Below are 21,393 nucleotides of genomic sequence, written 5' to 3'. Positions count from 1 at the left end.
TTCCCTGGACCGGCGAGCGAATGACCAGCGCTGTCAGCGGTCAAATAGAGATAGAACACCTTCACCGATATTTCCTTGCTCGACAGCTTTGCCGTGGCAGAGACGTCATAGACGTGGCATCCGGTGAAGGCTATGGATCAGCCTTGCTTGCACAAACGGCCTCAAGCGTAACGGGGATCGAGATTGATCAGAAGGCCGTTGATCATGCTAATGTCAACTACCGGAATTCGAATCTTCGATACTTACATGGAGATGCTCGGAAGCTACCAATATCGGACTCTTGCGCAGACGTCGTTGTCTCTTTTGAGACCATTGAGCATGTTGGCGATCAAATTAGCTTTTTGCAAGAAGTCAAGCGGGTACTTCGTCCTGGTGGCTTTTTTGTCGTATCCTCACCCAACCGTGATGTTTACTCTCCCGCAAATAGTGCGGCAAACCCATTTCATGTCTGCGAGCTAACTCCAGACGAGTTCGCGGACACATTGGCCGGCCATTTTGCTAATGTTCGGTTGTTATTTCAGCGTCCACTTGTCGGATCAGCTCTCATATATAGAGATTTGAGCAAGTCGGCATGCGAGTGGATGACGTTTGAGCGCCGTGGTAACTCGCATTTCGAAGCGTCAAATAGTGTTCCTCGTAGTCCTTACGTTGTCGCTATTGGATCGGATGGAGATCTTCCTCTCGCGCCTGCATCGATCTATATCCACACAGACGAGGTCGGGACAACGTTAAGTCACGCCAGTGCTTATCAATCTTTGATTGACGAGGTCGATAGACAAAGTAAGAGAGCGGAGGCTGCAGAACTCGAGCTGGCGGAGCTTAGAGGTTCCAACGGAAACTTAAATACTGTCGTTGCTGAGCTTCACGCAAGGTTAGCGGAAGCCGCGGATCATGCGGTGGCAGCTACTGCCGGGATGGAAGTGCGCCTCAGAGAAGCATGCGAAGTGAATGCCGAGATCGAGGCGGAGCTTCAGGTCACTCGGCACCGCCTTTCTCAAGGCGAGTTGGCCCTGAGTGAGCTGTCAGCTGCTCACCGAAATTCAGATGAAATCATCGCAGGTTTACGAGGTGAATTAGTCGCAGCCGGCGAGAGGGCTGGCGCCTCAGTAGCACAACTTCATATCGATCTTGAGAAAGCTTGCGCTAAAAACTCTAACATCGAAGAAGAGCTTAGATTGGCTCGTAAGAAGTTGGCTGCTCTGGAGCATCTAGAACGCAATCTCGCGCTTGCTCGGCGGCGTGAAATGATGCTGAGCGGAGGCTTACGTCGCTTAGCGGCTGATATTTTGCACGAGCGCCGAAGGCGTATCGTGGAGGTTGAACGTGTCCGCGATGACCTTTCAACCGACTTGCACCATGAACTAAAAAAAATTAGGGGCGAGCGCGACCTCCTTCAGGCGGACAAGGCTCGGCAAATAGCGAACGATCTTTCTTTGCGTTTCCAAGTCCGGCAAGCCGAGTCACGAGCTAAGAAAGCTGAGCTTTTAGCGCAAAAGGCAGAACGTATCGCGGTGGAATGGCGGATGCTTTACGATCTCGTCGTGAAGCAGGTAAGAGAACCGATTTACAAATGGATGCCCAAGGGTCTCCAGCGAAAAGTTCTGTTGGAGAAGCGATAATGAAAGCGCCTTCGCGACACGAAATGCCGCAGTCTGTTGAAAATGACGAACATAGACTTATCGCAGAAAGCGGTCTGTTCGACGAAGAGTTTTACCGTTCTCAAGTTGCAATACCATTTGAGCAGTCGGCCATTGATCACTACTTGAGTTCTGGTTGTGAAGAGGCTGCTCCGTCACGAATCTTTGATGGAGTTTTTTTAAAACCGTACTATGAGTTTGGGGGGCTCCGCGGCTCGGCCTTTTTTTCTTGGCTCATACTTCGGGCAGTCGATGAGAACGTTCCGGGAAACAGCGAAGCTGCGGCGGCTCGGGCGCATGTTATTTCGCAGTCTCCGTATTTCGATTCAGTTTGGTACGGCGCGGACTTACCTCCAGGTTTGGATCCCGCAATTCTCTACGCCCTGGTCGGGGAACCTCTGGGTCATCGGCCTTCGCCAAACTTCGATCCGTTGTACTACGTTGAGCGCTACCCCGATCTCAAAATTCCTGGTCTTCGCCTGTTGGACCATTTCAGCCATCATGGCGCCAGCGAGGGGCGCCGCGGAACTTCTGTGGCTGATGGTCTCGTTCTCGCGGAGGATTGGGAGCCTACTGACAGTGTTCTAGTTATTGCTCACGAAGCATCACGTACAGGAGCTCCGCTGCTTGCACTCGCGCTGGTACGCGAGTTGACCCAACTGCATACTGTTGTTTCAGTTGTCCTACGGGGGGGCGAGCTAATGGACGCCTTCACTGATGCTTCCCGTGCACTAGTCGGGCCTTTCGAGTATCAAGACTACGTGCAAACTGAGATGCGGAGGGTGGCTGAACGCATCGTTAAACAATATAGGCCCCGGTATGCGATAGCGAATAGCATTGAGACATCGGTGTTAGTGCCTCACTTGGCGGCGATGGGCGTGCCGGTGATTGCGCTGGTGCACGAATTTGCCAGCTACACGAGGCCGGTGTCAAAGCTGCACGACATGTTTCATTGGGCAGCTCACGTCGTTTTTCCAGCGCGAATTGTAGCTGAGTCGGCTTACGCAGTCATGCCTCAGCTGAGATCGCGCGGCAATATTCATGTAATCGCACAAGGGCGTGTGAACCTACCAAGCGTGGTGAGTAAAGCGATCACGGGCAAAGAGAAAACGCTAGATGCAGACCAGCTCCCAGACGGTTTCGTGATTCTTGGTGCAGGCCACGTGCAAATGCGCAAAGGCGTTGACATTTTCGTGTCCACTGCTGCGGCAGTTCGGCGTCTCGCCCCTGATCTTCATGTAAGCTTTGTATGGGTCGGTGGTGGCTACGATCCGGAAGAAGACATGGGATACTCAGTCTATCTTTCGGAGCAGATCGCAAGATCTGGACTCAGCGACACTGTTATTTTTCTGCCGCCCACCGATGAAATTGACAAGTATTATAGTCGAGCGAATACCTTTTTCATGTGCTCGCGGCTTGATCCACAGCCGAACGTCGGTATAGACGTGATGTTAAAAGGTGTTCCCTTAGTTGCATTTGATGGTGCTTCTGGAACCGCAGAAGTGTTGCTCAGTGATGAAACTGCTTGTGAATTGGTTGTACCACATCTGGACGTACAGGCGGCCGCACAGGTGTTCTGCCGCTTAGCAGGTGACCGCACTTGGTACGACCGTATGTCTGAGGCCGTCGCGGCGCTGGCGGCGCGCACGTATCGAATGTCAACTTACGTCGAGCAAATAGATCGCTTTGGCGTAGAAGCGGCTCGTCTAACTGGTGGCGCTGATTTAGACGCCCTAATTCACGATGAATTTCTTGATGCGGATTTGATCGCATTTCCAGCGGCGCCAATTGCAGACCCGCTGGAACTGGCAAACGTGGTGATGCAGCAGTGGGCGGCAAACGGCCTTGTTCTTGATCCCTCCAATCCGTTTTTCCGGCGGCCAACGGCAGGGTTTCACCCCCAGGTTTATGCTGCCGCACATGCTGACGAGTGCCTTAAGGAGGGACGCAATCCTTATGTACATTGGCGTCAGAACGGACAATTACATGGTGCATGGAGCCGTGAGGTTTTAGTACCCTCGGCCAAGCCTTCAGCCACAAGGTTGCGCCTTGCACTGCATGCTCATTTTCATTATCTCGATCACGCCTGGGATCTTGCTTACCGCCTTTCGTTGAATTCCTCGTCAGTAGATCTTTATATAACTACCGATATACAATCGAAAGCTAAAGAGTTAGATCTTGTTTTCCGGAGTCATCGGGGAGACGTGAGAATTATCGTTCTACCTAACCGTGGCCGTGATATAGCACCATTCATACATGTTTTGTCAGAGCTCGAAGGCCACAATTATGAGCTTGTTGGGCACGTACACGGAAAAAAAAGTTCCACTACTGACGAGGTTATGGGGGCTGAGTGGTGCCGGTTTCTTTTTGAAAACTTAATTGGTGGCGCAACTCCTGCTATGGACGCGATTGCGAATGCTCTCGAATCGCGTCCAAATGTCGGTCTGATTATGGCTGAGGATCCTCATATCGTAGGCTGGAATAAGAATAAGTCCATAGCGGCTGATTTAGCGAGTGCTATGGGGATCGCTCCGGTCAACGTCGAATTACCTGATTTCTTTGATTTTCCGCTCGGTACAATGTTCTGGGCTAGACCCTCTGCCATTAATAGGTTGACTTCGGTTGCACTGGATTATCCGGTGGAGCCTGTCGCCGACGACGGCACAATCCTCCATGCCCTTGAACGGTTGATTCCATTCATTGTGCGGGCTGCAGGGTTCGATGTACTAGGCGTTCGCGTACCTGGTACAACTTGGTAGGGATACCGGTACGTGTCTAGTGTGAGTGTCGGGGTAGTATTTCAAATAGAGCGCTTATGCGTCTTCGATCGTTTGTTGCGCGGGTTTCAATCTTCAATTGATGAGGTGAATATTGGACTAATAGGTCGCATCTGCCGGGTTGCTAGTTAAATTAATTTATGCAAGTTGGTTGAAGGCTTATCTTAACTAAAAAATCTTCATACACCTCCGCTTACTTTAATAGCGAGTCTGCTTGCGATGTAAGGACAATGATCCTTTGACAACCCTCGAGGAAAGGGCTTCGGTATGGGCACGGTAGGGCAAATTGTCTGCTCGGTGTGCGGCGGTCAAGCATTTAATGCCACTTATCCAGTCTTATGGCCTGATTTGATTAATGCGTGGCAGTTATCTAGTTATGAGGTCGAATACATTGACGCCCAACAGGGGCGGTGTTGCTCGAGATGTGGTTCAAATCTAAGGTCAATTGCCTTAGCTAAAGCAGTTTTGGCCGCGGTTGTGGCTGACGGTTCACTATCGGAATTTGTAAGTTCAGCGAAATCTGCTACTTTTAAGATTCTAGAAATAAACGAGGCGGGCACTCTTAATCCATTTCTCAAGCAGTTACCTGGTCATACTTTCGGTAGTTACCCTCAGGTTGACATGCACGCGCTGCCGTACGCAGATAGGAGTTTCGACCTCGTAATTCACTCAGATACTTTGGAGCACGTAAGTAGTCCGCTTCATGCGCTTTTGGAGTGTGCCCGCGTTTTGAAGAGCGGCGGTGCTATCTGCTATACTGTGCCAGTTGTTATCGGTAGACTAACGCGGTCGAGAGAAGGTTTACCGAAAAGCTGGCATGGTGATCCTACGCAGACTGGTGACGACTGGCTTGTCTACACGGAATTCGGGGCTGATTTTTGGACCTTACCTCTTCAAGCTGGATTTAGAAACGTCTCGATCTTTGCTGTTGAGTTCCCAGCTGCTATTTCAATTTGTGCTTACGTTTAAAAAAATTTAGGCTTGTCATTGTTTTATCCTAAATCAGCGACTTGCTACGAGGCAGCTGCTTCAGGTCGAATATTGCGGTTATTGTTTGGACGTGTCACTGCCTCGTGCCGCGCGGCTTCTATAAATGGCGGGTTGATGCCTTAATCGTCGCGTACGTTAAGCGTGCCGTCGTTGATGTGGGTGAAGTAGCGCAGCATAGGACTTTCCATGACTGAGGCACGCTATCGTGAAGCATGGGCTAGCCGCGCTAACGTTCGGCAAGCCTGCTGGTAGTCGATGCGACTTTCACATGTCGGTGTCCCCTCCATGGGCGAGGTCCGAGCCGTGTAGCTACACGATCTGTGAAGAGTGGTCCTTAGGAGCGCTCGGGGGGACGGTTCGACGTCGCCGCCATCCTCAAGGATTGCCGTCCATGCGTTCGAGCAGGGCGATGAGCTGGTCAGCCGTTCGGCCAACGGTCGTGTTGCGGCCGCTGAAGAACGGACGCATGACGCCGAGGATCGGTTTGCCCGTTCACCGAGGCAGTCCGTGAAGAGTTCAAGCTCGCGCAAGGCACCGCTCAAGCGCATGTGTATGCGGCGGCAGCCTGATGGCACGCTTGGCCAAGGCTGCCCCTGCGGAACGCGCTGCCTCGAACCAGGTCAGGCCACACCTAGTGCCGGGGCATGCGAACGTGCTGGGCCATCCGGTCTCGCAGGCCAGCAGCTCGATCTTAGGTTGGAGAGACAATGTCGTACCGTTGGTGCCACTGGCGCCCTTGGGAGCAGATCAGGAGACCAACCTCGACAAAGACTTATCCAGCAGCTTGGATCTGATCCGCCAGGTTGCCGCGCGCACCCGCAAGCAGCAGCAGGATGCCCGCTGCCTCGTGCAGCGCTCACAAGAACTCGCCAAGTAGTGTGTGGCCCAGGCCTCTGCTACGGCAAAGGCTGCTGAGGAACGTGCTGAGGCTGCGGACGCTCTGGTTCGCTCGCTTTCCCATCAAGTGCAGCAAACGAAACTGCGCCTGCAAGGGACCGAGGAGCAGCTGCAGCAAGCACAGGCCAGGGGGGACTAGTTTCGCTTGTGGCTGAAGCGTCTACACGACAGCATCGACGTGGAGTTCCACAGCCTCACCGTAAGGTGAGGCCGGACCAGTTGTTATGGCGGGTATCGCTGAGAGCCAATTCTCCGGCCTCAGTCCCTTGATCCGCGAGGCCGAAGAACGCCGCACCGAGCAGACGCTCTACATGGCATTCCTGGTGGCGGACGACGCGGATACCGACGAGGCAGAGGACGGACTGCGGCAGATTAAGGCGCTGCTCATGCGTATGCGGGTGCAGCATTTCATTTACAGCCGAAGAGCTTGAGGCGATTGCGGGTTGGTGCGATGAGCGTAGGACGGACGGGCTCACCATCTTGCCCGCGTCCGTCGCGCTGTTCGCCGAAGGCATTCGCACCTTGACAAGGGAGCGGAGGAAGGGCTCATCACGTTTCCGCCTCTTCGTCGCGCGGCAGCAACCCCATGCTAAAAGTCCGCTGGCTATGGAGTCAGACCCTTCGTCGCCCTGCCAGTCTGACGTTGCGGCTGCCCTCCTGAAGGAGGTGATCGCTGCCCTGCGCACGGCCGGTAAAATCGTTCAGCGACCGTCCAACGAAATTGGCGAGTTCAGCGTTGACGGTAGTCCGCCGCTTACGACCGGTTAGGTGGTAGCGCTGGCCTGGGGATCAGGCCTGATGGAGGAGCCGGCTGGATTGCAGTAGCGATGGGGGGCAGACCGTGGAAGCTGAGTCGATTGCGCCTGTCGATATTCTCCTCTTTCACGAGGCGATTTCAGCTCTGCGCCTTGCCCACCAGGGCGTCGTAGTGGTGGCCGATCGGTTCGGCCTCCATTGTATTGACCAAAACCTCGCGCTCTCGTCTCAACAGGTTGTTGGCATGGCTCAGGGGATGGGCTTAACCTTGTCGCACAACGAGGCTTAGCTATGGCTGAGCCGACGACGGGCGAGCTGTTCAAGGCCAAGACCATCGTCGAGGGAGACGTTGCGAAGGCGGTCCAGGCTCTGCTCGACGGCGATCGAAGCGAGCTACAGGCGGAACATGACCCGCACGGTGATCCTGCTAGCTCGGCCGGTGAGGGCATGAGCCATGTGGAAAGTGCTCAGGCCGATGTGGTCACCCGCATGCTTCGCTTCGCCGAGGATGCATCACAAATCGCGCTTAAACTCCGGGCCGATGGGCTCTCAGTTTCCTACAAGGGCGCCGATCTCGGACAAGCGTTGACAGAGGCTGACCTAGCGATCAGCAGGATGCTGCACGCTCAGTTCGGGCCGCGGCTGATCGAGGAGGAGACGGCGGATGCCATGGGCTTCGATCGGGCCCGGGACCTTCTCGCACAGAAAGACTGGACCTTCATCGGCGACCCCATCGATGGCACCAAGCCATACGCCGGGGGCCTGCCCGGCTGGGGAACGATGATCGCGGCCTGCCGACACGGCTGGCCGATCGCGAGCGTAATGGCTCTTCCCGCCTGGTTCGACGATCGCACGGCGCCTGTCGTGCACGAACCCGCAACAGAGCAGCGCGGCATTCTGCTGGCTGGCTACGACGGCGGATCGTATTGGAGCCCCATGGTGGACGGCCGCATGCAGGGTCCTCTTCGTCCCTTGCAGCCCCCGATCCGGCGGACCCATCACATTGGCTGGCTGCCGGTCGCTGCACAGCGCTATACGTTGGACTACACGAAGGGACTCTTCCCCTGGTGCGAAAGTGCAGCAATCGCGGATGCAGCGTTGGTCGCGACCGGTCGCCTCGACGCCACCCTAGTCAATCATAAGCTCTGGGATCTAGCACCGATCCTGCCCGTGCTGCAGCCGCTGGGCTTTCGCCTATTTCACTGGATGGACATGGCTCCGTGTCCACTATCAATGATCAATTTATTCGACCACGAGTTCCGAGCGCATGGTGATCTTTGGCTTCTTTGTCGCGACGAGGAGCAGGCCTTGAGACTAAGCCAGGCTATCCTGTTGGCGCGGCCGATGGAGGATTGAGGCGTACTCATGCCTTTTGAAGTTCACTTGTTCGCGGCCAAAGCCCATTTCATGGAATAGAGGAGGGGCGCCCGCCATCCAGTGACGGGACGCTTCGTTCTGCAGACCCTCATACGCTCAAGGGTATCTCGATGCGTCTCATTATTCGCATGCTCGCCATTGCGCTTTATTGCTCACCGTCCCCAGTGTTGGCGCAGAGCAACAACGTCCAGCGTTTGCCTTCGCGCGATTCGAACTCGTCTCAAGCCGCCCGTGGAACAACTGACCCACAGACAATCCTTTCTGAAGCTGACCCGCTAGAAAACCTGGCGGTGGGAAATCCCCGCCCGCAGCAGGAATGGAAGGGTCGACACTTTCTACTGCGAACCGCCCCTGGGCCTCGCCCAAATTATGGCTATATCGGCGACCATGTAACAATCATCGACAATGGCGCTGGGCAGAATGGCCCCTCCACTGCTGGCTACGCTCGTGGCACCAGCATCCTGAAATCAGGTTTTCCGCTGACAAGTTCGCCAGTGGGTGAACTTGACGGCCAACTAGTTTTTGTGAGGCAGTCGGGTCCTACCCCAACAGACGAATCAAGCGCTTCCGATCTCGACGGCATACAGATTAACGTCCAGCAGGCCGGAGATCCTGGCTATATGGCTGGGACTGAATTGCTGGCCACTCGCATCAACCCCAACGCACCATATTCGCAGACGCATTCTGTCGGCGTCCAGTTGGCGATTGTCGACCCGTTCGGTAAAAATGGAGAGACAGGGCGGTCGCGATATAGTGGGGTAAACCGCCTTAGTTTCGGTATAGCAGCGTTAGCCAATCTTGGGGCGCTTGACCGCGCTTTCTACGCTACCAACACGGCCAGCGGCACATGGGAGGATTTTGCCTATTTCGGCTCGCCGGGTATTCCGCTTTTCCGCGTCAAAGGCACCGACGGGTCTATAGTTTTGGGCAACAATTCGAACTCGGTCATTTTATCAAAGAACGAACTAAACCAACTTACGGTAAAGTCATCAAACGGACCGGCGGCCCAAGTTCAGACTGTGCCTGGCCCTTGGTCAACCTACACGCCAGACGTCGCTGCTCAAGCTGGAGGCGCTCTGGGCAAAGTGAACTCTTCCGGTCGATTCCAGATCGTGGGGAAACGCCTGGACCTCATTGTGCGAGTTCAATGGGGTGCGGGTGGCAGAGGCACTGGAACGGGAGGACTAGTCGTTGGACTTCCGTCAAACTTGACCGCTCGTGGTTTTTGTGTTGGGGCAGGGCGAGACCAAGCCAACGGCTCGATGTTGCAAGGCTTTATTACGTCGGGTGGCTCGACGTTGAACATCAATCGCTACGACAACGGGTCGCCCATTGTTAGTGCAGCCGACATCAACGTCTCACTGGTATGTGAGATCAATTAGACTGCGCCGCTTCTCACCGTGTGCGTGATTATGCTCTCGCAATCCAGCCTTACCCGACATCACTGCCTGATGCTGCACTCGCGCAAGAGACGACGCCGATCTCGGCTTACGGTGTGATCAAGCTCTACAGGTTGCACATCTGATCCGCCGCCAGCCGAGTGGTCCGCCCTTTAGTATGGCTTTTGAGCCAGGCGGACGGATCGATGTCGAGGAAGCGACCCAAGCCCGAGGAGATCGTTGCGAAGCTGCGCCGAGCCGACGGGCTCCTGGACGCCTTCACACCAGCCGAATGCAGCAACTACTTCGCCGCAGCCGGATACGACGCTACGTGAGCGGATTCCGCTCTAGAGCGCTTAGTACGTGCCAGAGAAGTCAAGCACCATGAACACCGTCGACAACGTTTCCATCAAAGATGCTGATCGAGACGGACATCGACGCAAGCATGCCTAGAAAGAATAGACTCAAAAAACTTCGATAAATAGACATCTATTGTATTAAAATCAACATTTGACGAATTAAAATAAACCTATCATTCACGTCAGTTAAAATATACAAATATTAATTTACAACAACAATTTCATCAATATTTATAATGTCAAAGCGCTCTTACTAAATCATCTGCTTGCTCAAGCAACATATTTTGGTCGCTATCTAAGCTCACACAGCAATTTCATATGCCAGAATTGAGGCAAGCCTCCATGCGCAACGAGCGTCCGGACGTTTCGGCAAAACTTAATAAAATGGACGGCTACCTACAAGTGCTCCGCGCACTAATGTTACGGGACATGCGCACACGATTCGGTGGTTCGCACATCGGTTACGGTGTGGTCGTATTGTGGCCCGTCTTCCACGTCTTCTTGTTAGTTGGGATATTTGTTTTTCAAAAACTTCCATCACCGATGAGTTTAGATACGGCAACATTTATTGCCACGGGGGCCGTGCCTTGCCTGATTTTTCAATACATTTCACGTGAGGTAATGAAGTCAGTGATAACAAACAAGCCTCTCACATACTACCCTCAGGTAAAACTCTTTGACGTTCTGATTGCCCGGATCATAGTTGAAATTGTCACCGGATTTCTCGCGCTTATAGTCGTATTTGCTGTTTTCTTTGCAATTGGTATTGATCCTCTTCCATCTGACCCTTTTGTTGCAGTTTCAGCCTACACCGCTGCCATTATGCTTGGTATCGGCCTAGGTACTATCAATGTCGGAATAATTTCCTTCTTTCCTGGATGGCTTATGGGGTACATGTTGTTTGGAATCGTCCTGTATGTAACCAGTGGAGTTATGTTTCTCCCGAGTGTATTCCCCAACGAAGTCTACGAGTGGTTCAAGTACAATCCAGTAGTGCAGATTATTGAATGGATGAGACTTGCCTATGAGCCAAGCGCAAATTTAACGATCGATTATATCTATATCATGATCTGGACACTGGGATCATTAAGCATTGGGCTTTTATTAGAACGTTTTGTTGTCCGTAAGAGGGGCTGAAAAGACATCAAACCGCGACCTAGCGCTTTTGTGTTCCGCGCTCGCTTACGTAGTCGTGCTATGTCAATCAATGTCTTGTCTATGTAATACAACCGACAGATTTCCAACTGCGGTCAAGTTAGATTTTTGAGGTGATGCCGCCGGGAGGCGCTGAACGTCGGACCGGCTCTGCTCGGATGCGTATGACGTCTACCGGCCGACAATAGGCCCTAGTCGGCACGCCCCGCGCCCTCGCGCAAGCCAGGCTTGAGCTTAACGGAAGCGATATAATTTGGGTGGAAAACCGCCGAGTAGGGCGGGAGGGAAAGAAACTGCGTGCCTGCCACTTCAGTGGTCGAGCGCACGGCCAACCCTTTGCGGCTGCCCAGCTTATCCATCAGGACAGTATCACCGGGCGAGACTTCCGGTACCAGCACGTGCTTGGCATCGGCCTAGAAGGTTTCGCAGTCGAGTGGCCCACGAGCACAACCGTTGTAGCGATTCCAGGTAGGCGCAGAACCACCACAAAGGTCGTGGTCTATAGTGACGGCGCGGCACAGGGCAGCGTAGCCCCCCTTCCGAGAAAAGCGTTCGCGCGCGTTGGGCGTATTGGCTTTTGATACGTTAGAATGCGCGCATCAAGGAGGCTCCACACACTTCCAAGCCCAACCATATGGTCGTACTCGTCCAGTGATGCCGGCGGTTTTAGCAACGCAGTGATCTGCCCCCATGGGGTGCTTCGACATGGAGGGTCACCTTGCCGACGAGCGGGACGGGGTCGTGGTACCGCTCTGCGCTGACGCGGTTCTCGGACCACTTTCGATCCCTACGGCGATCCCGTCGGCTTCTTTCCGCACCTCCGGGAGCCGACCCGCCGCATGCTTGAACAGATCCGGCCCGAGCACATCGCCGACGCAAATGCCCGAGGTTACCAGCAAGTTTACCACGAACCTATGCTCCGATGATACTAACCATGTTCAAGAGGCTGTTAAGTTAACTTAGGACGCCAAGACAGTTAGGCAGTTCATCAAGTATCTGACCGTAGCTCTCAATGCGGTCTTCGGCGGCGACGTAGCCTCCGGAGAAAGCCTGCTCAAGTTTGCCGAATGGTTCTTGCAGAGAGTCAAGCCATGATCCAGAAGATGGTTTTCGGCTGGTGCTCAATCTTGCTGATCGCCGTACCGTTCGTAACTGAACTTGCTATTGCGGATCGCCAGCTGTCGGCCATGTTCCAATAAGTACTCAAGAGACCTTTGAAAGCCACACACGGAAACTTACAAGGCGACTGACCTCTCCTGCACTTTACAATCGGCTCCACAAGCTCCGCGTCTTGTCGTAAAATCGTATATCGTCAGCTAATATAGATGATAGGTCTGCCCTAAGACTCGCATCGCTTTCAATTTCCAGCTTTTCAGGATCTTCCTTCGTTCTGTTCTCATGCAATGATCCATCTAACTCTAAGCCCAGCTCACCTGAAAGACGCTTGAAGCTGGCCATCCGATCTTCATGAAATCCAACGAAGTCAAATCGCTCCATATCGTAATTATTGAAGAACACCTTCGTCATCAAATTCTTCATCTCATCGTACTGCGCGAACTCTCGAAGCTTTGGGCGTTCCCGCTGAAATCTGTGCAACACACTCACGTTCTCAAAATTTGGCCAATTCTTCCAAAAAAAATAAATCGAAATAAGGTTGTCTATTGGGTGTCTTAGAAAGGTGAATTTGAATGCATCTGTAGCACTGTACCTCTGTGCAGTAAAATGCCCGTGCACCAATCGCTTTCCGGCAGGAAACACCGCGGTAGGCTCAACATACTCAGAAAAAGGATTGGCACCCCAATCCAAAACCATCTGCTCGCCGAGCGCTTCCTGTAGTTGGATCTTCAACGAAGATCCTCCTGCTTTCGGAAAATGCAAGGACACGACACGTTCCGGAATCATGCAGAATCCGCCATCGGGGCACTTTCAACACTAGCCCGCTCGTCGCCGCGACATTCCCACAGATTGCAAATTTAGCCAACCTGGCATTTTAACGAAGGCTTCATGCATCTTCAGGGTCGGCATAGCCGATAGAGATGAGCCTCGTCGAAGGCTGAGTTGACGAGGGTGCCTAGGGCCTCACGGTGACGGTCGCGCACATCGTAGCGTCGTTGCTCGCTCCTTGAGCATACAATCTAACGCAGGCGCGCCACGATTGATGCGAAGTCCGGCTGGAGGATGCCGTGCTTCTTCAGGGTGTCTTTGAAAAACGCAAAGAGCTTCAGCAGGGCCACGTTCTCTTCGCAATCTTCCACGAAGTTGCCGGCGATCGCGGTTTCTGTCACCGGCAATTCGACGATGTTGCGCTCCGTCGCCTCGAACCCGCACCCCAACAGCATGACATGCTCATGCGTTGGCGGGATGAACTTGCGCTGCCAACAAGGGAGAGCGCTCGTTTAAACGTCGCCATCGTTCAGGCGGTGCATGATGTGGGCGCGAGAGACTGGGCGGTTCAGCCAGTGACACCGCAGCTTGTCGGGGAGCCTGTCCTAACTCCAGAGCGTGACGGTTTTCTTCGGTGCCAGCGTCGGTTGGTGCGCCTGTAGGTTAGATCTCAAGTTCGGCGAGCTTACAATGGCTCGCCATCGCCGTTCAGCGCCCGCGTCGACGTGGGTAGCCATTGAACCGCACCCCGTTTTGACCGGACAGGTGGCATAGCTCACGAAGGCATAGGCGTTGGCCTATGGGTAAGGCTATGTCATCCGATCCGACCACCCCGCCGGTGCATGGCGAGATCCTGACCGGCGTGCAGCGCCGCCGCCGCTGGTCCACCACCGAGAAGATCCGCCTCTTCGAGGAGAGCCAGCAGCCCGGCTCTTCCGTGTCGTTCGTGGCCCGCCGCTACGGCATCTCGCCCAGCCTGCTGTTCTCCTGGAAGCGACGCATGCTGGAGGGCGGCCATCAGGCCGTGCACGCCGACGAGGAGGTCGTCGGCACCAGCCGCGTGCGCGAGTTGGAGCGGCGCGTGCGCGACCTCGAACGCCTGCTCGGGCGTAAGACCATGGAGGTCGAGATCCTGAAGGAGGCGCTCGACCTCGCGCGCGCAAAAAAACCGACCTCGCCGCTCACCTCCTGGAGCGGCCCGACAGGCGGTTCGCGACGAAGGCGGTCGCCGATACGCTCGGCGTGGCCCGCTCCCACCTGGCCGAGCGCCTGAGTCGACCTGCTCGGCCGCGTGGCCCCTACCGCAAACCCGAGGATGCGCGGCTGTTGCCAACGATCCGCGCGATCGTCGATGCCCGCCCGAGCTACGGCTATCGCCGCGTCACCGCGCTGGTGAACCGGGTGCTGCGCTCGCGCGGCGAGGCGAGCGTCAATGCCAAGCGGGTGCTGCGCATCCTGCGGGCGAACGGGCTCACCCTCGCGCCGCACACCGCCCGCCGTCCCAGCCGAACCCACGACGGCATCGTGGTGGCGTTGCGCTCGAACGTGCGCTGGTGCTCGGACCACCTCGAACTGCGCTGCCGGGACGGTGCGGTCGTCCGCGTGCTGTTTGCCATCGATGCCTGCGACCGCGAGATCATGGCGTGGTCGGCTGCCACGACGGGTATCTCGGCCGAGATGGTCTGCGACCTGATGATCGCCTGCTGCGAGCGCCGGTTCGGCGCGACGAAGACGCCGCACCCAGTCGAGTGGCTGTCCGACAACGGCTCCGCTGACAACCGCCAAGGAGACCGTGCAGACGGCCGCCGCGCTCGGCCTGCGGCTTCTGTTCACCCCGGTACGCTCCCCGCAGAGCAACGGCATCGCGGAGGCGTTCGTGAAGACGCTTAAGCGGGACTACGCCCGCCTCGCCATCTTGGCCGACGCCAAGACCGTGATGCGGCTTCTGCCGGCTTGGTTCGAGGACTACAACACGATCCACCCGCACTCCGGCCTGCGCATGCTCTCGCCCCGAGAGTTCCTCAGCCGGAGTGCATAAACCCACCCCGCTGCCTGTCCGGTCAAATGGGGTGCACTCCAGCCATTTCACTACCCCGCCGGCACCTGCCGTGCGAAGCTTTTTGTTGACTGTCGTCGAACGCCTTATGAACCCGCGCGCTAGGTGACGAAGGCCGAGTTGTGGCCGCCCGGCGGCGGAACAAGCACGATCGCCAGATCAACATCGCTGATGGATTGTGCCGTATCCTTTACGCTGCGTCCGGAGAGCTGCAGTTCACTGATGGTGTCGTGCGGCTCCACTCAGGAGATTAGCTTTGTGCAAAGCTCGGCGTAGGCCTTGCCGCTTGTCTCGGAGGTCCTCGTTAATGTTATTTTACACTAAATCTCCGCCGCCAGCTCCAGACCCCCAAACCGATCTGTGATCGCCCGCGGCAAAGCCTTCGCCGCCATCGTGACGCCGATCCTCCCGTGCCGGTTCCAAGCAGCACCCGCTGTCCAGGCGCTCAATGTGGACATAGCTGACGCAGAGGATGATTTTAGGCCCGTGGCATAATGCCATCAATAAGCCGGGTAACGCCTCCGATGCCGTCAATTATCGACGCCTTACGGTGCACGAGTTGCAGTCGGAACCCACACATTGGGGCGGTCTGCAGTAGTGGGCGGATGCGCTCTGATGAGTCAATCTCGGTCCGGTCAACTAGGACGTCGGGGAAGGTACGCGGCTGTAGTCATAGGTCCCGCGCCAGGGCAACGGACCAACACAGACATTCTCAACCACTGGACGGCTCGTCCCAGGTATCGTCACACCAGATCGCACCTTGCTTGGCCGCCATGCGATTGTCGATGGCAAGGATCATGGCCTTGAGGTCCGACTGGGCATCGGACGAGGAGCCTTCGCTCGAGATCCTCGCTTGAGCCCACCTGCGCACGTCTCGCAAAGCTTGCACGTAGCCGTCCGTGTGCGCGGTGGCGAGCGTCCTAGTTAATCTTCGGGGCATCTCGGTCATTGCTTCACTAGTCTCGCCAATAGGATCGCCGTGCAAAATGCATCTATCTTTGCCGTCTCGTTAGTGTTGAGGTTGAAGATTCTGCAGCTTACGTGAATCTCGGCCCGAATTGCTCCCGTGAGGTCCAGACGATGACCATCAGCAGTTGAGCTAAGCTCGCTGCGAGTTGCCGGCAAGAACCGCAGCAATGGTCGCTCCGCCTTTGTCGTCGAGCGTCACGATACCCTCATAAAGCCCTTGGGCGTCAGTCTCACAACCACCGCTAAGCTATCCTTCCGATATGTTCATAATGCGAGTTTCCTCTTTCAGTTAAAACCGTGCGGCCCAGCGCCGCCTTACCTCAAACCCGCCGTGCTACCCGGCTTAAGCCAAACAATAGGCTGTCCCTTGTCGCCCCCGCTGCGTCCATTCACTTGAAAAATCGACCAAAAGTTGAGAGTCTCAACCTTCAACCCACGATCTGGATCGTTTGCGGGAGATGAGCAGCATCCACGTAGCCTGCCTCGTGGATCATGATCTCGAGAACGAATGCCTCATCTGGCCCAGTATCCGTCCAAAGAATGATGCCCGTCGTCGTCTGTCTCACCTGAAATACTCGCATCGCGTACTCCGTCGGTTGTAAACTCGACGGGTCAAGGCCTGAGCGTTCGACCGGTTCCGCTCTCCCTCTAACTAACACTGCAAGACCATCCATCACCAGAATCAATTTCAGGCGGGCGCTGAAGATCATCCTCCTATCTGAGCTGCCCCCCACACTTACCCCATCGTCTCAGGGATCGCGCGCCACTTGGGTCCGTATCGGTGACGTCAGAGGATCGCCGACAACGTCCGACGCAGATCACTCAGCAGTGTCTTCCCTCTGGGTCGATAGGCCTTCACTAGCGGCTTCGATATGGTCCAGTGCACCTTCTTAAGATAGATCTCCTCGTACAAAGGGGCAGAACGCCAACGCCTGAAACAGGTTCAAGAGACGACTGGCCCTAGACGCATAAGGGCTTGAGACGTTAGTCTGTGCTTGCATCAGTCTTGCACCCAGTAACTAATGCCTGCTCAGTTGAGCGGGATTTTGGGCCCGATCCGCGTCGCGAACGAGCCATCCTACGAATCTCCAGGCTTTCGAAATAAGATGCTTCGGTCAAAGATAGATTGCACAGATACGCGTTAAGTAAAGGCGTTATACAAGTTTATCGACGACAAGAAATTCACGGATTGAGAATGCCTCAAGTCAAGCCTACAGACGATGCATGTCGCTGGCGTATAATTCTCGGTAGAAAACCTTTGGTCAGTGCTCGACAGAGCGCAGCGAAATGAAATTTTTTCCGTTCAAGCGCCGCAGTCGAATTTCTCCCAGCATTCAGGCATGCACCGAACGCGTTCGAACCTCGAGCCTTTTCGATGAAGAGTGGTATCTCAGAAAGTATCCTGACGTCAGGACATCAGATGCAGGTCCATTGGCTCATTTCTGCGAGCACGGCATGTACGAGCATCGGGATCCCGGCCCGAATTTTGACACGCGCCGATATCTGAATGCGCTCCCCGAGGCTGGGTTGGATCCAATGCCACCTTTCCTACGGGCACTTGATGAGGGCGAGCAAGGTGAAGAGCCACCACATTGGCTCTCAAATGATGATGAGTCTCTGATTTATCTTCTCCGCACAAGCGGTCTGCTCGACGAGGCTTGGTATTACGAGGCTTACCCGGACGTCGCACGAAGCGGTAAAGACGCGCTTATACATTACCTAGAATATGGGGCAGTTGAGCTACGTAATCCTGGCCCGGGCTTCGATGCCGAACATTATGCCCTTACGTACCCGGAGTACCGCGTTAACTTCCCAAGTCCGATTGTGCATTTCCTCCGGATTGGTCTGCGGAGAGGATATCTTCCGACGGGTAGCTCACGCTATGAGCGATGGCTTGCAGTTTACGATGATTTTACTGAAAAAGACCGCAAAATAATTATCGCTAGCCCGAAGTTGCCGGCCGTTCGTTGCCTCTTTCTCGTCGATGAGCAAAGTGTCACTAAACTCAAGGAATTTCTAAAGGCCATTACCGATCAGATTGGCGCAGATTGGTGCGCGTGTTTGTTGCGCGCTCCGTGTTTGGACACCTCGTCATGGGCGACGGTTGTCGCACTAGCAACGGCTGAGCCTCGGGTGTTCTGCGTCGACACTATCGGCAGTGCGCTGGATAGTCTCAAGGACGGTGAGGTCATCCTCCTCGGCACCGGAGTATGCCGATTGCGGCCTCACGCCTGTCATACGTTCGCGTTTGCACTCAGCCACTCGGGGGCAGAAGCTGCCTATAGCGACCACGATCGAATTGATCATGTTGGTGTGCGGCATGCGCCCGTGTTCAAGCCGTCGATGTCCCCCGTCTTCATGCGGCAGGTGCCCTACGCCGGTTTGCTAGTCGCTTTGCGCAACGGATCACGCACGCGCAAGGCGATATCCATTGCTCTCACCCAGCCAGGCAACTCCGATAGGAAATGGGCTGATCTGCTGCTTCAGTTCAATCATTCGCAGGTCGTGCGCATTCCACTTATCCTCTACCATCAAATTGTCGAGGAGGCTGTGCTGCCATCGCGGATGAATCAACCCGTACCCGGTGCTGATAGAACATGGTTGCCGTTTACTATGGCGCTCGTTTCGCTCCCAACCGTTGATATTATCATTCCAACGCGCGATCGGAGTGGCTTACTGCGAGATTGTATCGACAGCATTCTCGCAGTGACTGATTACAGCGCGGACCGATATCGTATCATTATAGTGGACAATGACTCTGTCGAGGATGAAACCTTTGAGTATTTCGATCGGATCGTATCGAGTTCTCGAGTGTGTGTTGTCGTTTCGTCTGGAACATTCAACTTCTCGAAAATCTGCAACGACGGTGCAGCAAAATCGGCTTCAGAGATCCTAATTTTCCTCAACAACGATATAACAATCCGGCAGGAGGACTGGCTGCGAAAGCTTGTTTGTCTAGCCAAGCTGCCTGACGTTGGTGCCGTCGGTGCACAACTGCTTTATCCGGATGACACAGTGCAGCACGGCGGGGTGGTGCTCGGAATAGACAACATTGGCGGGCACGTCCTTGTTGATCTGCCGGCTGCCACTGCGCGCAATGTAGACACGACCCGCGAGATTGGTGCGGTCACCGGTGCCTGCCTTGCAATCCGACGCGCGCTCTTTGAAGAGCTCGGCGGCTTCGATCCATTGTTGCGTATCGACTTCAACGACGTGGACCTCTGCTGCAGAGCAAGCGAGGCCGGGTATCGCAACCTCTACGTTGCCGAGCCCCTTCTCTATCATCACGAGTCACTCTCGCGCGGTCGAACGGTAAGTCGTGCCGCTCGGAGCCGCAGCATCCGCGAGGGCAACCTGGTACGACGTCGACATGCCTCCGTCATCCGGGACGATCCGTTCTACAATCCGAACTTGTCATTGACGAAGGTCGGTCACCTTGCTGTGCCGCCGCGGGTGGTTCCTCGTTGGCGACGTCGCGCCTGCGGGACTCACAGGGTGTTGCTCTTGAGCAGTCTTCTAGGAGTTGGAAGCCATGTCGGGCGCATGGTCGCGGAGCAGCAAGTTTCTCTATTATCCCGGGACTTCGAAGTCATTATCGGTGGTCTTGATCAAGCGCGCGATCTTGAGGTCCATGACTGCCGGCACGTCGTACTTGCAGATGTTGGAGAGGCCGCGACCTTCGCAATAAAGGAGGGTGTCGATGCGATCGTTGCTCATACCGCACCGTTCTTCGCGGTCACCCGCCTTCTCGGCCGACGCCCACTCGTCTATCTGATAGATCATGGCGACCCTTCCCCAGATCTGTTTCCGGATCGCGATGAACGGGAGGATGCAATCCTAGAGAAGCGCGTCTGCGCCTCGCTGGCACGTCGCGTCTTTTGCACCTCGGTCGCGGCACAGGATGCACTGTTCGGTCAGGAAACGGTTCTCCTTCGCGACGGCCCCGTGCCGAACGCGGTTTGGTCGAACGTTTGGGAGGAGCGCCGATCGACCTTGCGTGAGAAATTCGGCTTTTCCGACCGGTTCGTTGTGCTCAGTTACTGCCATACGGGCGAAGCCGAGAGTCGATATAACGGCTTTAACGACTTGGTTGCCCTTGCAGCTGAATATGCTTTCACTGATCCGGCGCTTGCAGGGCGTGCGCTATTCGTGGCGGTGGATCGAGGCCCCATTGGCTACCCAGCCAATCGTCTGCCGACGGACCTCGTGGCACATGGCGGCGTGAGCAACGCTGACCTCGTCGAATTGTTGGCAGCCAGTGACCTTTATGTGACGACGCAGCGCTGGCAAGGCGCTGATTGCGGCATCGCTTTGGCGCTCGCGATGGGACTACCGGTTATAGCTTCCGATATTACGACGCACCGCGTCTACCCCATCGAAACGACGCCCGACGTCCCGGGGCTGTGCAGGTTAATCGCGCCGCATGCTGAGCGCTGGCGTTCGGGAATCGTAGGCCGACAGTCCGTGATCTTACCTGGCCCTGACCCACTGGCTGTGCTGGCTGATACGATTGCTGCTGATATCGATCAGGACTCGGTTGAGCACTGGATCTGAACGCGATGGGCGCGGCGCCTCGAATTTGACGCGCTGGGAGACTAACGCTGCTTAATCAAGGCCGTCTCGGCCCAAAGGCAGGTTTTCTCACGCAGCATGATACGCGCACGTGCCGCCTGCCGCAGACCGGATGACGCCGGGTTCACCTTGGTCGAGATGACACTCGTGCTTGCGATTATCAGCTTGATCGCGGTTCTTGCATTGCCGCGCGTGTCCTTCTCGGGCGGTGCGACCAGCCTGCGGATCAAAGGGTTCGAGGTTGTGGCGATGCTGCGAGCCGATCGCGATGAGGCGCTTCGGAGTGGCCGGCCGGTCACCACTCTTGTTGACCTGGTCAATGGCAGGCTGCGTTCGAGCGCCAACAACGGTGAGGTCGTCATCCCAACAACCCTCTTCCTGCGCGTGTCTGGCGCGGCACTCGACGGCGTCCGTTTCTTGCCCGATGGCAGCGCGTCGGGAGGCGAGATCTTCCTGATGCGCGCTGATCGGGCTGGCATCCTTGCGGTTCGCGTGAACCCGCTCACTGGCGCGGTCGACCTCGAGAGGGGCGCCACCCGTGATGAGTAGGGCAGGTCTAAGGCCGAGGCACGACAAGAGCCCGCG

General features: G+C 55.6%; 16 protein-coding genes and 1 pseudogene. 12 read left to right on the top strand and 5 right to left on the bottom strand.

The genetic code is table 11. The features are described from left to right. The first annotated feature begins 20 nt into the window (after positions 1–20). The 9 genes from MFF55_RS19330 to MFF55_RS19295 all read left to right on the top strand — a co-directional run bounded on the left by MFF55_RS19330 (position 21) and on the right by MFF55_RS19295 (position 11,309). Positions 21–1,619, top strand: a complete 1,599-nt coding sequence (locus tag MFF55_RS19330; RefSeq protein ID WP_238245739.1) for a class I SAM-dependent methyltransferase — start codon at positions 21–23, stop codon at positions 1,617–1,619. Continuing rightward, positions 1,619–4,396, top strand: a complete 2,778-nt coding sequence (locus MFF55_RS19325; RefSeq protein ID WP_238245738.1) for a rhamnan synthesis F family protein — start codon at positions 1,619–1,621, stop codon at positions 4,394–4,396. Before MFF55_RS19330 ends, MFF55_RS19325 begins: the two co-directional genes overlap by 1 nt. Before the next feature lie 285 nt (positions 4,397–4,681). After that, complete coding sequence (locus MFF55_RS26870) at positions 4,682–5,383, top strand: class I SAM-dependent methyltransferase (RefSeq protein WP_283206772.1); 702 nt, start codon at positions 4,682–4,684, stop codon at positions 5,381–5,383. Positions 5,384–5,981: 598 nt separating this feature from the next. After that, entirely contained in the window at positions 5,982–6,281 is a 300-nt protein-coding gene (locus MFF55_RS19315; protein ID WP_238245737.1) for a hypothetical protein, read from the top strand. Positions 6,282–6,525: 244 nt separating this feature from the next. Further along, positions 6,526–6,732 carry a hypothetical protein gene (locus MFF55_RS19310; RefSeq protein ID WP_238245736.1) on the top strand — a complete coding sequence of 69 codons (207 nt, stop codon included), beginning with the start codon at positions 6,526–6,528 and terminating at the stop codon, positions 6,730–6,732. Positions 6,733–7,348: 616 nt separating this feature from the next. Continuing rightward, a complete protein-coding gene (locus tag MFF55_RS19305; protein WP_238245735.1) occupies positions 7,349–8,413 on the top strand; it encodes an inositol monophosphatase family protein in 1,065 nt (354 codons plus the stop codon). Between the two features lie 131 nt (positions 8,414–8,544). Continuing rightward, entirely contained in the window at positions 8,545–9,816 is a 1,272-nt protein-coding gene (locus tag MFF55_RS19300; RefSeq protein ID WP_238245734.1) for a hypothetical protein, read from the top strand. A gap of 203 nt (positions 9,817–10,019) precedes the next feature. After that, positions 10,020–10,148, top strand: coding sequence for a hypothetical protein (locus MFF55_RS26865; protein WP_283206771.1), 129 nt, complete (start codon positions 10,020–10,022; stop codon positions 10,146–10,148). Between the two features lie 366 nt (positions 10,149–10,514). Then, on the top strand, positions 10,515–11,309 hold the full coding sequence (locus MFF55_RS19295; protein WP_238245733.1) for an ABC transporter permease: 795 nt from the start codon (positions 10,515–10,517) through the stop codon (positions 11,307–11,309). 1,281 nt (positions 11,310–12,590) lie between these two features. Here the strand turns inward: MFF55_RS19295 and MFF55_RS19290 are convergent. Beyond that, positions 12,591–13,229, bottom strand: coding sequence for a sulfotransferase family protein (locus MFF55_RS19290; protein ID WP_238245732.1), 639 nt, complete (start codon positions 13,227–13,229; stop codon positions 12,591–12,593). A 233-nt stretch (positions 13,230–13,462) separates the two neighbouring features. Then, on the bottom strand, positions 13,463–13,666 hold the full coding sequence (locus MFF55_RS19285; protein WP_238245731.1) for a hypothetical protein: 204 nt from the start codon (positions 13,664–13,666) through the stop codon (positions 13,463–13,465). A gap of 344 nt (positions 13,667–14,010) precedes the next feature. Between MFF55_RS19285 and MFF55_RS19280 the strand changes: the two are divergent. Continuing rightward, positions 14,011–15,249 (top strand): annotated as a pseudogene (locus MFF55_RS19280) (IS3 family transposase). 119 nt (positions 15,250–15,368) lie between these two features. Here MFF55_RS19280 and MFF55_RS19275 read toward each other — a convergent pair. The 3 genes from MFF55_RS19275 to MFF55_RS19265 form a co-directional block, all read right to left on the bottom strand. After that, positions 15,369–15,509, bottom strand: coding sequence for a hypothetical protein (locus tag MFF55_RS19275; protein WP_238245730.1), 141 nt, complete (start codon positions 15,507–15,509; stop codon positions 15,369–15,371). A 470-nt stretch (positions 15,510–15,979) separates the two neighbouring features. Next, the gene (locus MFF55_RS19270) at positions 15,980–16,216 is read right to left on the bottom strand and encodes a hypothetical protein (RefSeq protein ID WP_238245729.1); all 237 of its coding nucleotides are present in this window, start codon (positions 16,214–16,216) and stop codon (positions 15,980–15,982) included. Between the two features lie 448 nt (positions 16,217–16,664). After that, the gene (locus tag MFF55_RS19265) at positions 16,665–16,946 is read right to left on the bottom strand and encodes a hypothetical protein (RefSeq protein ID WP_238245728.1); all 282 of its coding nucleotides are present in this window, start codon (positions 16,944–16,946) and stop codon (positions 16,665–16,667) included. 577 nt (positions 16,947–17,523) lie between these two features. Between MFF55_RS19265 and MFF55_RS19255 the strand changes: the two genes are divergently transcribed. Continuing rightward, positions 17,524–20,790, top strand: a complete 3,267-nt coding sequence (locus MFF55_RS19255) for a glycosyltransferase (RefSeq protein ID WP_238245727.1) — start codon at positions 17,524–17,526, stop codon at positions 20,788–20,790. A gap of 96 nt (positions 20,791–20,886) precedes the next feature. Further along, positions 20,887–21,357 (top strand): GspH/FimT family pseudopilin, encoded by a 471-nt coding sequence (locus MFF55_RS19250; RefSeq protein ID WP_283206770.1) that lies wholly within the window; start codon positions 20,887–20,889, stop codon positions 21,355–21,357. Positions 21,358–21,393 lie beyond the last annotated feature (36 nt).

Source organism: Methylobacterium iners, from assembly GCF_022179305.1.
In the GTDB taxonomy this organism is placed as follows: Bacteria; Pseudomonadota; Alphaproteobacteria; order Rhizobiales; family Beijerinckiaceae; genus Methylobacterium; species Methylobacterium iners.
Note: the sequence above shows the minus strand (reverse complement) of the source record. Positions and strands in the feature narration are given on the sequence as shown.

Coding starts and splice junctions, on each gene's coding strand:
- MFF55_RS19330 (WP_238245739.1), top strand. CDS start 21: ATGACCAGCGCTGTCAGCGGTCAAATAGAGATAGAACACCTTCACCGA.
- MFF55_RS19325 (WP_238245738.1), top strand. CDS start 1,619: ATGAAAGCGCCTTCGCGACACGAAATGCCGCAGTCTGTTGAAAATGAC.
- MFF55_RS26870 (WP_283206772.1), top strand. CDS start 4,682: ATGGGCACGGTAGGGCAAATTGTCTGCTCGGTGTGCGGCGGTCAAGCA.
- MFF55_RS19310 (WP_238245736.1), top strand. CDS start 6,526: ATGGCGGGTATCGCTGAGAGCCAATTCTCCGGCCTCAGTCCCTTGATC.
- MFF55_RS19305 (WP_238245735.1), top strand. CDS start 7,349: ATGGCTGAGCCGACGACGGGCGAGCTGTTCAAGGCCAAGACCATCGTC.
- MFF55_RS19300 (WP_238245734.1), top strand. CDS start 8,545: ATGCGTCTCATTATTCGCATGCTCGCCATTGCGCTTTATTGCTCACCG.
- MFF55_RS26865 (WP_283206771.1), top strand. CDS start 10,020: ATGTCGAGGAAGCGACCCAAGCCCGAGGAGATCGTTGCGAAGCTGCGC.
- MFF55_RS19295 (WP_238245733.1), top strand. CDS start 10,515: ATGCGCAACGAGCGTCCGGACGTTTCGGCAAAACTTAATAAAATGGAC.
- MFF55_RS19290 (WP_238245732.1), bottom strand. CDS start 13,229: ATGATTCCGGAACGTGTCGTGTCCTTGCATTTTCCGAAAGCAGGAGGA.
- MFF55_RS19285 (WP_238245731.1), bottom strand. CDS start 13,666: ATGCTGTTGGGGTGCGGGTTCGAGGCGACGGAGCGCAACATCGTCGAA.
- MFF55_RS19270 (WP_238245729.1), bottom strand. CDS start 16,216: ATGACCGAGATGCCCCGAAGATTAACTAGGACGCTCGCCACCGCGCAC.
- MFF55_RS19265 (WP_238245728.1), bottom strand. CDS start 16,946: ATGATCTTCAGCGCCCGCCTGAAATTGATTCTGGTGATGGATGGTCTT.
- MFF55_RS19255 (WP_238245727.1), top strand. CDS start 17,524: ATGAAATTTTTTCCGTTCAAGCGCCGCAGTCGAATTTCTCCCAGCATT.
- MFF55_RS19250 (WP_283206770.1), top strand. CDS start 20,887: ATGATACGCGCACGTGCCGCCTGCCGCAGACCGGATGACGCCGGGTTC.